The organism is Cellulosimicrobium cellulans (assembly GCF_042723955.1).
GTDB lineage: Bacteria > Actinomycetota > Actinomycetes > Actinomycetales > Cellulomonadaceae > Cellulosimicrobium > Cellulosimicrobium cellulans_H.
Genome location: NZ_JBHXIC010000117.1, coordinates 1 through 10,471, shown reverse-complemented (window position 1 = coordinate 10,471; position 10,471 = coordinate 1). Strand labels below are relative to the sequence as shown.

15 protein-coding genes are annotated in these 10,471 nt (G+C 72.4%); 13 read left to right on the top strand and 2 right to left on the bottom strand.

The annotated features are described in order from the left end of the window. From ACFWH7_RS19620 to ACFWH7_RS19560, 13 genes are all read left to right on the top strand, one after another. Window positions 1-1,067 (top strand): hypothetical protein (locus tag ACFWH7_RS19620; protein ID WP_378219112.1); only part of this gene is annotated, 1,067 nt, incomplete at its 5' end. Next, window positions 1,064-1,426 carry a hypothetical protein gene (locus ACFWH7_RS19615; protein WP_378219110.1) on the top strand — a complete coding sequence of 121 codons (363 nt, stop codon included), beginning with the start codon at window positions 1,064-1,066 and terminating at the stop codon, window positions 1,424-1,426. The genes ACFWH7_RS19620 and ACFWH7_RS19615, both read left to right, overlap by 4 nt. Then, window positions 1,423-1,803, top strand: a complete 381-nt coding sequence (locus ACFWH7_RS19610) for a hypothetical protein (RefSeq protein WP_378219108.1) — start codon at window positions 1,423-1,425, stop codon at window positions 1,801-1,803. The genes ACFWH7_RS19615 and ACFWH7_RS19610 overlap by 4 nt, the downstream gene beginning before the upstream one ends. A 2-nt stretch (window positions 1,804-1,805) precedes the next feature. Further along, window positions 1,806-2,213 (top strand): hypothetical protein, encoded by a 408-nt coding sequence (locus ACFWH7_RS19605; protein ID WP_378219106.1) that lies wholly within the window; start codon window positions 1,806-1,808, stop codon window positions 2,211-2,213. Window positions 2,214-2,217: 4 nt separating this feature from the next. Continuing rightward, window positions 2,218-2,730 carry a hypothetical protein gene (locus ACFWH7_RS19600; protein WP_378219104.1) on the top strand — a complete coding sequence of 171 codons (513 nt, stop codon included), beginning with the start codon at window positions 2,218-2,220 and terminating at the stop codon, window positions 2,728-2,730. A 3-nt stretch (window positions 2,731-2,733) separates the two neighbouring features. Next, a complete protein-coding gene (locus ACFWH7_RS19595) occupies window positions 2,734-4,077 on the top strand; it encodes a hypothetical protein (RefSeq protein ID WP_378219102.1) in 1,344 nt (447 codons plus the stop codon). Between the two features lies 1 nt (window position 4,078). Then, entirely contained in the window at window positions 4,079-5,080 is a 1,002-nt protein-coding gene (locus tag ACFWH7_RS19590; protein ID WP_378219100.1) for a hypothetical protein, read from the top strand. After that, window positions 5,077-6,297, top strand: coding sequence for a hypothetical protein (locus tag ACFWH7_RS19585; RefSeq protein ID WP_378219098.1), 1,221 nt, complete (start codon window positions 5,077-5,079; stop codon window positions 6,295-6,297). Before ACFWH7_RS19590 ends, ACFWH7_RS19585 begins: the two co-directional genes overlap by 4 nt. After that, window positions 6,297-7,142: a tail fiber domain-containing protein gene (locus tag ACFWH7_RS19580; protein ID WP_378219096.1), complete on the top strand. Its 846-nt coding sequence runs from the start codon at window positions 6,297-6,299 to the stop codon at window positions 7,140-7,142. Before ACFWH7_RS19585 ends, ACFWH7_RS19580 begins: the two co-directional genes overlap by 1 nt. Continuing rightward, window positions 7,126-7,638 (top strand): hypothetical protein, encoded by a 513-nt coding sequence (locus ACFWH7_RS19575; RefSeq protein ID WP_378219094.1) that lies wholly within the window; start codon window positions 7,126-7,128, stop codon window positions 7,636-7,638. Before ACFWH7_RS19580 ends, ACFWH7_RS19575 begins: the two co-directional genes overlap by 17 nt. Before the next feature lie 13 nt (window positions 7,639-7,651). Continuing rightward, entirely contained in the window at window positions 7,652-8,401 is a 750-nt protein-coding gene (locus tag ACFWH7_RS19570) for a peptidoglycan recognition protein family protein (RefSeq protein WP_378219092.1), read from the top strand. Window positions 8,402-8,415: 14 nt separating this feature from the next. Then, complete coding sequence (locus tag ACFWH7_RS19565) at window positions 8,416-8,727, top strand: hypothetical protein (protein ID WP_378219090.1); 312 nt, start codon at window positions 8,416-8,418, stop codon at window positions 8,725-8,727. Window positions 8,728-8,748: 21 nt separating this feature from the next. Next, complete coding sequence (locus ACFWH7_RS19560; protein ID WP_378219088.1) at window positions 8,749-9,042, top strand: hypothetical protein; 294 nt, start codon at window positions 8,749-8,751, stop codon at window positions 9,040-9,042. A gap of 132 nt (window positions 9,043-9,174) precedes the next feature. Here the strand turns inward: ACFWH7_RS19560 and ACFWH7_RS19555 are convergent, their stop codons facing one another. Both ACFWH7_RS19555 and ACFWH7_RS19550 read right to left on the bottom strand, forming a co-directional pair. Beyond that, complete coding sequence (locus ACFWH7_RS19555) at window positions 9,175-10,035, bottom strand: tyrosine-type recombinase/integrase (RefSeq protein ID WP_378219086.1); 861 nt, start codon at window positions 10,033-10,035, stop codon at window positions 9,175-9,177. Window positions 10,036-10,052: 17 nt separating this feature from the next. After that, a complete protein-coding gene (locus tag ACFWH7_RS19550; RefSeq protein ID WP_378219084.1) occupies window positions 10,053-10,271 on the bottom strand; it encodes a hypothetical protein in 219 nt (72 codons plus the stop codon). Window positions 10,272-10,471: the final 200 nt, after the last annotated feature.

The window sequence follows — 10,471 nt, the reverse complement described above, 5'->3', positions numbered from 1 at the left end:
CGGCTGCGCCGGTCCCCGCCCCGGCGCAGCCGGCCCCCACGGCCGAGGCCGCCGCCCCGGCCCCGCAGGCCGCGCCCGCCCCGAACCCGCTCGCGCACGCGCAGGTCGGGACCGAGGCCGAGGTCTACTTCGACGGCGGAGAGTACTCGTTCGTCCGAGACGCCTGGAACGCTCAGTTCAAGCACGACCAGGCGGCTGCCGCGCGCCTCGCCCGCTTCAACGCGCAGCTCGTCGAGCTCGCCGCGCAGACCCGCGCGAACCTGCCCGAGCTGATCCCGCCGGGCTACCGCGGCGAGATGCTGATCGGCCCGATCGACCGCGGTCGGCCGATCATCAGCCGGCTCACCGGTGGGCGCATCACGCTCACCGACGCGACCCCGTTCCGCATCCCGAAGGTGGGCGGGTTCACCGGCGTGGGCGACCACGTCGAGGGCACCGCGCACGTCGCGGCCGGCACGCTCACGCTCGACGACACGGTCGTCTCGCCGAAGGCCGTCTCGGGCGCGTGGGAGGTCTCGCGCGAGCTCGTCGACTCGTCCAACCCGGCGATCGACCGCATCGCGATGAACGAGATGCTGCGCGACTACCGCACGCAGACCGAGTCCTACGCGGTCGGCGTCTACGGCGCCGGCGCGGGAACCGTGATCGCGGACGGCAAGGAGCTCGAGGCGCAGCTCCTCGACTTCCTCGACGACCGCGAGGAGGCCGCGGAGTTCATCGGCGCGGGCCGCACGTTCTACACCGGCATCGCGCTCGAGGAGGCCGGTGACGGCCGCGCCCGCTACCCGTACCTCGGCCCGCAGAACGCGTCCGGCACCTCGCAGGCGTCGTTCCGCGGCGTGTCGGTGCAGGGCGTCGAGATGGCCCGGGCGTCGTCGGTGGCCGCGGCGAACGCGCTCCTGCTCCGCCCCGAGGACGTCCTGTGGGGCGAGTCCAACGTTGGGCAGTTCCGGTTCGACGAGGTGCTCGGCCCCGGCGTGATCAAGCTCGCGATCTTCGCGTACGTCGCCGCGCACATCCTGCGCGCCGAGGGCGTCCGCGTCCTCACCTACACGCCCGCGCCGTGACCGAGCCCGCGCCCGAAGAGGTCGCGATCGGGTGGTGGCTGCCGTCTGAGGCAGCCGCCGCCTGGCCCGACCAGGGCGGCCCCGAAGACGCCGGAGACCTCGCGCGTCTGCTCAAGGTCGCCTACGAGCTGTGCCTCGACTACGAGGAGCCCCCGGTCGACGAGGACGGCAACCCGCTGCCCGTCCCCGAGCGGTTCCGCGAGGCGCAGCTCCTCCAGGCGCGGGCGCAGTGGACGTTCGAGCGCACCGGCGGGGGCGACGCGATCGGCCCCGACGGGACGCAGGTCCGGGTCTACCCGATGGGCTGGCAGGTCAAGAACCTCCTCCGGCCCGACGACGGCATGCCGGTGATCGGATGAGCACCGCACGCGAAGACCTCGTCGCGCACCTCAAGGCGAAGCTCACGACGGTGCGCGTGCTCGACACGCTCACGCAGCTCGAGAACGCGAAGCGCGCGACCGTCATGGTCTCGCGCTCGTCGATCGAGCGGGCCGACCTGCACGAGTCGCGTGACGACGTCCTCACGGTCTGGCTCGTCTCGCCGTTCCTCGACGTCGCGAAGGCCGAGGCCGACCTCGACGCCAGCCTCGACGCCGTGCTCGCCGCGATCGAGGACCACGAGTACCTGCACTGGACCGGCGGGTCGCGCGACATGTTCGCCGAGTTCCACGCCTTCCAGATCACCGTCCCGCACCGCACCCTGCTCACCCCCGAGCCCGAGACCGAGGAGCCCTGATCATGGCTACCGTCGCCGTCACCCCGCGCATCCTGCGCAAGTACCTGCTCACCGTGGACGAGGACGACTACCAGGCCGCGACCGAGTCCGTGCTGTTCACCCCGTCGTCGTCCCCGCAGACGTGGACGGGCGGCGACGGCGAGACGCACTCGGACACCTCGCCCGCGACGTGGACCGTCGCGATCGGCTACATGCAGGACTGGGACACGCCCGGATCGCTCGGCGAGTTCCTGCTCGCGCACGAGGGCGAGCAGGTCGACCTCACGTTCCGCCCCGACGCGACCGCCGGGCCGTCGTTCACGTCGACCGTGACCGTCACCCCGGGCGCGATCGGCGGGAGCAACGGCGCGTGGCCCACGACCACGACCACGCTGCCCTGCACGAAGCCCATCCTCGTCCCCGCGGCCTGACCCCGTGACGAGGTTGATGCCGTCGGTGTACGCGCGGCGCGAGCTGCGCGCCGTCGTCGTGTCCGTGAAGGCCCTGCCGCGCGAGGTGCGCCGCGCGATCAGCCAGGGCACCCGGGACACGATGAACCCCGTCTGGCGCAACCTCGTCACGTCCAAGGCCCGGACGCCGCTCGAGAAGGCCGCGCTCGCGAAGGGCGCGCGGATCGCCGCCGGCAACCCGCCGAAGGCGATCGCCGCGTCGTCGGTCCGGCCGCTCGCCGGCGGGCTGCGCCCCGCGAACGCCGCGGCCGTGCTCGAGGCCGGGTCCAAGCGGCGCGACCAGCGCGGCACCTGGCCGCGGCGCTCGCCCGAGGGCGGGAGCCACCTCGTGCACGGGTGGCCCAACCGGCAGCTCGTCGTCTACCGCCGCGGCGGCTACGTCGTGTTCCCCGCCTTCCGCGAGCTCGGCCCGCGGCTCACCCAGCTATGGGTCCAGACCGTCATGCGCAAGACCTACGACGCCCTCGAGAGGAGGTAGACCGTGGCGAAGGGCATCGAGATACCGCTCGTCGCCGACGTCGCCCCGTTCCTCAAGGGCATGGAGTCGGCCGTCGACAAGGTCGACGAGCTTGCCGACGTGTTCGACGACGCGGCCGACGCGTCGCAGCGCGCGGGCGACGCCGGCGAGCGCGCCGCCCGGGAGACGGGCGCAGCGTGGGGTGACGCTGCGAGCCGGGTCGAGCGCGAGTTCGACGGGGTCGAGGACGCCGTCGAGGAGGCCGGCCGGGAGGGCGAGTCCGCCGCCGAGCGGGTCGCGCGCGCGTGGGACGAGGCCGTGCGCGAGGTGCGACGCCGGGCCGACGACGGCGCGAAGGACGTCAAGGACTCGTTCCAGCGGAACAGCCTCAGCGCCGACGACGTGTTCGACGCGTCGTTCCGCGCCGAGATGCGCGCCTCGGCGAACGAGACCGGCAGCGAGATTCTCGGCCAGATCAGCAGCGCGCTCGCCGACGGGTCGATCGACGCGAGCACCCTCGCGACGTCGCTGTCTGAGGGGCTCGTCGAGATTGGCGCCGAGGTCGGCGGTCCCGCCGGCGCTGCCATGGTCGCCGGCGGGCTCATCGCGTCCGCGCTCTGGGGGCAGGTCACCGCGGCGAAGGAAGCCGTGCAGGCCGACGTCACCGCGATGTTCGACTCGATCCTCGAGCAAGGCGCCGCCGCGGCCGAGCAGGGGCAGGTGCTCGCCAACATCCGCGAGCTCACCGAGAACCAGGACAAGCTCAACTACTCGACGAAGCTCGCCGCCGACCTCGAGGTCGAGCTCGCGACCGTGATCCGAGCCCGCGCCGGCGACGTCGAGGCCATGAACGAAATCGACCAGGTGCAGCACGACAAGCAGATGCAGCTCCTCGACGCGTACAACGCGGGCACGATCGCGGCTGACGACTACCGCCGCGCATCGGAGGACATCTCCGAGGCGACGAAGGACGTGACGGCCGACTTCGAGCTCGAGCGCAAGGGCATCGACGCCGCGAAGACCGCGACCGACGCGTTCCGCGACGCGACGAACGCGGCCGCGGCGACCCAGGTCGACAACGCGGCGAAGCTCGCGGCGAGCACCGGGAAGGCGCAGACGTTCACGACGACGATCGACGGTGCCACGCGCTCGCTCAAGGTCATGCCCGACGGGAAGGTCATCGACGTCACCGACAACGGGTCGGCCGAGCTCACGCAGGAGCAGATCAACAACATCCGCGGCAAGGAGGTCACGCTCACCGCGTCCATGGCGGTCTGGCAGGCGCAGGCCGCGGTCGACGCCGTCGCGCGGATGCTCCGGCCCCCGACGGTCCCGGTGTACCTCCGCGGCGGCATGAGGGCGGTGTGACGTGGCGACAACCATCACCGACGGGACCGACGTCGTCACCGCCCTCCGCACCAACGTGATCCAGGACGCAGCCGCGACGTTCTCGGCCGGGTGGGCGGCGGGCGGGCTCGGGACACCGGCCCCGGCCGCACCGGAGACCATGGTCGTCGGCGCGACCGACGGGCCGATCCTGCCCGACGGGACCATGGTCACGACCTACGCCCGGTACACGCTCGGCGGCGCGACCGGTGCGGGCGCGTCGCCGTACTTCCTCACGTTCAACGTCGCGGGCGGGAACTACCAGGGCGATTTCCCTGCCGGGCTCGGGGTCGGCACGTGCATCTACCTCCGCACGTCCGTCGCAGGCTCGTGGTACTGCCGTCGGTGGTCCTACCTCGCGGGCGCCGCGGCCGGGTCGCAGCAGGCCGATCCCGTGCTCGTGCCCGCGAACACGTGGGTCCGGCTCGACCACTTCGACCGGCTCTCCACGGCGGCGGACTACTTCCGTGCGAGCGCGAACGGCCCCGCGCTCGCGAGCGGCCAGACGGTCGACGTCACGGCCGCGATGGTCACCCCCGACGTCGACGAGGTCGGCCCGTGGTTCAACGGCTCGTCTCCGGTCGACCCGCCGCTGTCCTACGCGTACCTCGGCGCGCCGAACGCCTCGGCGTCGGTCGAGGTGCAGACGCTCCCGAGGCAGACGACGCCCGACCTCGTGCTCACGATGGAGTACTCGGCCGAGGTGCGGAACATCTTCCACGCGACGCTGGACCGCTCCGACCCGGACATGACGAAGCGCCCGACCGCGACCCGCGCGGGCGACCTCGAGCTGTTCTACAGCGACCTCGCCGCCGCGCAGGACGCCTACGCGATGCTGCGCGACGCGACGACGCTCACCCTCACGAACGACGTCGACCCGTGGAAGTCGATGACGTTCGCGCCGAGCACCCGCCTCGCGCTGCGCCGTGAGGGCGAGTCGGCGCGGTGGGTCGTGACCGTCGGGTACACCGAGGTGGCGCCGTGATCTCCGAGCACGTCTACGTCGTCGAGGCCGTCGGCACCGGGCACCGCGTGTCGCCCGTGTCGGGGACGGCCACCCTCGACGAGTCGTGGAGTCCCTACGCGCAGGGCGACCTCACGATCCCGCTGCCGGCGGACTCCGCCGTGCTCGGCGCCCTCGACCCGCGCGAGGACGCGCGCGTGCGTCTCACGCTCACGCAGCGGTTCGGGGAGGCGTTCACGCTCGCCGACGTCACCGCGGGCTCCGGCTCGTCGATCGCGGCGTGGACGGCCGACCTCGCGGGCGGATCGCTCGGGACGTGGTCCGAGCGGTACGGGCGCCCGTACAACGCAGCGGGCCTGCGCCCCTCGACCCGCCGCCGGCTCAACCTCGGCGTGCGCCGCCGCAACGCGCGGTACGCCGAGGGCGTCGTCGACCTCGAGCTCGCGTCCGACGAGGCGCTCCTCCAGGACTACGCGCTCGCCGAGACGACCCCGGCGCAGCCCGCCGGCGCGACCGTGCGGCAGGCCGCGCAGATGGTCCTCGCCCGGATCGGCGCGGTGCTCGGCGACGGACCCGACGACGGCCCGATCGAGGCCGACGCCGCGCCGTGGATGCCCGGACAGACCGCGTGGGACTACATCGTCCCGCTCGTCCAGTCGGCCGGGCTGCGCCTGTACTGCGACGAGCACCGCACGTGGCACCTCGTGCAGCCCCTCGCCCCGACCGCCGGCGGGCTCGCGCTCTCCGGGGCAACCATGACCGTGCTCGAGGACCAGCTCTCGCGCGATGACGGGTGGTACGACGCCGTCGTGATCACCTACCGGTGGCGCGACACGTCCGACGTCGAGCGGGTGCGCTACGACGTCGCGACGACGGAGAACTACACGAAGACGCTCGCGCTCGAGTACGACCGGCCCTATCCCGGGCCGGGGGCCGCGGCGTCGATCCTCGCTCGAGCTCGCGGTCGTGGACGCATCGAGGCAGCGACGACCGTGTCGGACTACTCCGCGCAGCCCGGCCAGGCCGTGAGCGTGACGGCGACCGGAATCCCGATCCAGACCGGCATCACGACCCGCGTGACGTGGGACCTCACCACGGACGAGATGCAGGTCCGCACACGCGACCTCATCGACACGCCGCCGAACGCGTGGGTGCTCGCGCCCGCCGGTCTGCGCTGGACCGACGTCCCCGCCGGGACGTCGTGGAACGACTTCGACCTGACGGAAGTGGGGAACTGATGGCCAACGGTGACGCGGCAGCCGCCGCGGGAATGGACGTCGTGCCCGGCGCGGCCGACATCCGGCAGGGCTACGACGAGGTCAACAAGACCCGCGACTACCTCGCCGTCCACGCGAAGGACGGCACGCACCCGTGGTCCAAGATCACGAACCGGCCGGCCACCTTCCCACCCTCCTCGCACACGCACTCGGCCATCTCGGGCGACGGCGCGAGCGTGAACGTCGGGTCGGACGGCGACCCGCGTGTCTGGTCGCAGGCGGTCTACAACCGCACCTACGGCACGAACGTGGTCGACGACGGAGCTAACCGTCTCGCGGTCGTGACGAACCAGGGGACCATCGGCACGCTCACCGGCAAGATCGACGCCTCGCTGATCGCGAACCTCCCGAACCCACCTGCGCCGTCGTCGGTCGCGAACACCGTCTCGCAGGCCGCCTACGACCGCAGCGTGAGCGGAGGCGGGTACTTCGCGATGTGGATGGACTCCGGCCTGCGCATCGGCCGCAACACCTCGAGCCGCCGCTACAAGGAGCAGATCGAGCCGCACGACGTCGATCCCGCGGCCGTGCTCGCGCTGCGCCCCGTGTCGTACCACCGCAAGGGCTCGCCCGCGGACGAGTACGAGTTCGGCCTCATCGCCGAGGAGGTCGACGACGCCGGCCTGCCCGAGCTCGTGACGACGTTCGGCGGAGAGATCGACGGCGTGCGCTACGACCTGCTCGGCGTGGCCCTGCTCGCCGTCGTCCAGGACCAGGCCGCGCAGCTCGTCGAGCTGCGCGCCCGGCTCGACGCCCTCACCGTCCCGACGACCCCCGAGGAGCCCACCGATGGCGCTGGACAGTAACGGCATCTGGATCTACTCCGAGACCGACGCCGAGGCGACGGCGAGCGACCTGCTCAACCTGCTCGCCGAGAGCACGAGCGACGCGGTCGAAGACCTCAACGACCGGATCGACGCGCAGCTCCCCGAGACGGACTGGACCGCGCTCACGCTCAACTCGCCGCGGTTCGCGCTGTACGGCGCAGGAGCCGACGGGCCGGTGTCCTACATGCGCTGGGGCCGGATGGTCCAGATTCACGGGGTCATCTCGCCCGGAGACGCGACCGCCGTCGCCGCGGTCGGCGGCGTGGGTACGACCGAAGACAACCGGATCGCCACGCTCCCCGCCGGTGCGCGCCCAACGAAGACCCTGACCTACGTCATGCAGGGGTCGGGAACCGCGCGCTGGACGCTCAACATCACCAGCTCGGGCGCGATGTACGCGAACCGGTACGGCGGCGGGTCCGTCGCCACCAACTCGTGGATGCCCTTCGACCAGACGTTCCTCCTCACCCCCTAGGGAGTAGACCACCGTGAGCTACCAGACCATCACGTCCCGCACGAGCCCCAACCGCACACCCGCCGCCGACGTCCCGGACCGGTTCGGGCAGGCGCGCAAGGTCAAGAGCATCACCATCCACTGGTGGGGTGACCCCGCGAGCAAGCCGACGTTCGACGGCGTCGTCGACTACCTGTGCCGGACGAACGGCACCTCGAGCGCGCACTACGTCGTCGAGGCCGGGCGCGTCGCGTGCATCGTCGACCCCGACGACGCCGCGTGGCACGCGGGCTCGCGAGAGGGCAACGCGACGAGCGTTGGGATCGAGTGCAACCCGCGCGCGTCGGACGGCGACTACGCGACTGTGGCCGAGCTCGTCGCCGCGCTGCGCAAGGCGTACGGCCCGATCCCGCTCGTGCGGCACAGCTCGTGGAAGGCGACCGCGTGCCCGGGCGTGTGGGACCTCGACCGCATCAACGAGCTCGCGGGCGCCGCGCCCGCGAAGCCCGCACCGTCGAAGCCGGCCCCCGCGCCGAAGCCCAAGCCCACGCCCGCCCCGCCCGCGTCCCGCGCGCTGCGCCGCGGCTCGTCGGGCGACCGCGTGCGACGCCTCCAGGCGAAGCTGCGCCGCGACTACCCGCTGTACGCGAAGCACCTCGCCACGGACGGCCACTACGGCCCGGACACCGAGGCGAAGGTCCGCGAGTTCCAGCGTCGCGCCGGCCTCGACGTCGACGGCGTAGCCGGCCCCGCCACGCACGCCGCCCTCGGCCTGCCCTACTGAGAGGACCCTGCCCAATGACCCGCTCGACACAGCTCGTCCTCGGCGGCATCGTCGCCCTGCTCATCGCGTCCGTGACGCTCCTCATTGCACTTGGCCGCGACGCCGACGCCCTCGTCGGCTACCTCTCGTCCACGATCGTCCCTGCCGTCGTCGCCCTGTGGGCCGGCAACACCGCGTCCAAGGCACGGCAGGCCGCCGAGCGAGCCGAGCACAACACCAACGGGCGCATGACCGAGCTCATCGAGAAGCTCCCGCCCGGGACGGTCGATCAGGAGAAGTACGCCGACGTCATGCCCGACGAGGCGAACCCTCGGCACCTGGCGTAGAGCCCCGCTACGGTGCGAGGTATGACCACGGACACGCCTCGCACCGTCGCCCGCCCCGTGCTGCTCCTCATCGCCGTGCTCGCGGCCGTGGCGCTCGTCGCTGCCGGGTACGCGTGGGGAGCGCAGGGCAACCCTGCCGCGACCACCTCGCCCGCACCCGACGCCGGACAGCAGTTGGAGTTGCACCCCGAGTGGGGAGGCTGGGACGTGCAGCTCACCGAGTGCGCGCACCACGACGATGTGTCGACGCACGCCGTCGTCCGCTTCGAGCGGGACGGCAGCGAGGCCGACTACATCGTCGAGTGCTACGGGTAGCCGTCAGTTCTTTGGACCCCCCCACCCCGCGGACACTCCCGCGCCCCCCTGGTCTCCTCTCTCCCCGCGCGACCCACGGGGAGAGAGGAGAAGAGACGAAACGGACACGCGCGTCCGCGTGGTTAGGTGAACCTAACTCACGCGGGCGCGCGTCGTCGTTGGGGCATCTGGGATCGGCTCGTTCGCGACGGCGAGCACGAGCCGCCGCTTCGCGTCGTCGGGCAGCGCGACGTAGACGCGGGTCGTCACGGGCGAGGCGTGGCCGAGGAGCTCCTGCACGGTGAACATGTCCGACGAGACCGCGTAGGCCTTCGTCGCGAACCGGTGCCGCAGGCTGTGCATCGTGTAGCCCTCGGGCAGCAGCCGGCCGACGAGCTTGCCGACCCACCGCGGCGACAGGTGCCCGTGGTCGTCGCCCGGGAACGCGTAGCCGGCACCGAGCAGCCGCAGCTCGCGCGCGAGGCTCGCGGGCAGCGGCACGACGCGCTCGCGGGCGCCCTTGCCGTGCACGACGAGCGACCAGCCGCCGAGGTCTTCGACGAGGTCGCGAGAGTGCACCTGCGCGACCTCCGCGCGCCGCAGGCCGCACTCGGCCGCGAGGCGCAGCATCAGCCGCTCGCGCACGCCCGCGGCCATGACGGCCATCCGGTACGCGCGGTCCGGCGTCGGGTGTGGGCGCGGCTGCGACGGGGGGATCGACGGCAGGCCCTCGGCGGGGTTGTGGCTCGCGCGGCCGGTGGCGACGCCCCACCGGTAGAAGCCGCGGAGGCTGGAGCGGACGCCGCGCCGCGTCTCGCGCGCCCAGACCTTCCCGCCCATCCACGTGAGCAGGTCGTCGGTCGTCAGGCTCCACGGGTCCCGGTCCCCGGCCCAGACGGCGAGCCACCGCAGGTGCTCGCTCCTCGTGCGGAGCGTGGTCTCGGGTCGACCGGTGGCGCGCATCGCGACGAGCCACGCGTTGATCTGGACAGTCCAAGGCGAGTTGGTACACATGTCCAGTTGGTACAGGGTCACGCCGGTTCCTGCTCGTCCGAGCTCTGTTCGTTCGTCGACCACGAATAAGCGATCGCCTGTTCGCCACCAGGTAGCGAATAGACCTCCTCGGCGACGCCCACGGTCGAGCCCACGGCGTAGCGACGCGCATGGTCCGGTGTCGGGGTGTGACGCGCCTTGAGAGCGCTCGTGGTCTCGACGTAGAAGGCCACGAGCACGCGCTCCTCTCGGGTCACCTTGAACAGCTTGGGACGCCGCTGCCGCCGCCGCGTCACGCTGCCTCGCCCCACGGCCCCACGAGCACGTCCGCGACCTCGTCGTCGGCGGGCCAGGCTCCAGAACAGAAGGTTGGGGGTTCGAATCCCTTCGGGCGCACCACACGAGAGCCCCCCTCAGGACCACCGTCCTGGCGGGGGCTCTCGCCGTTCAGCCACGC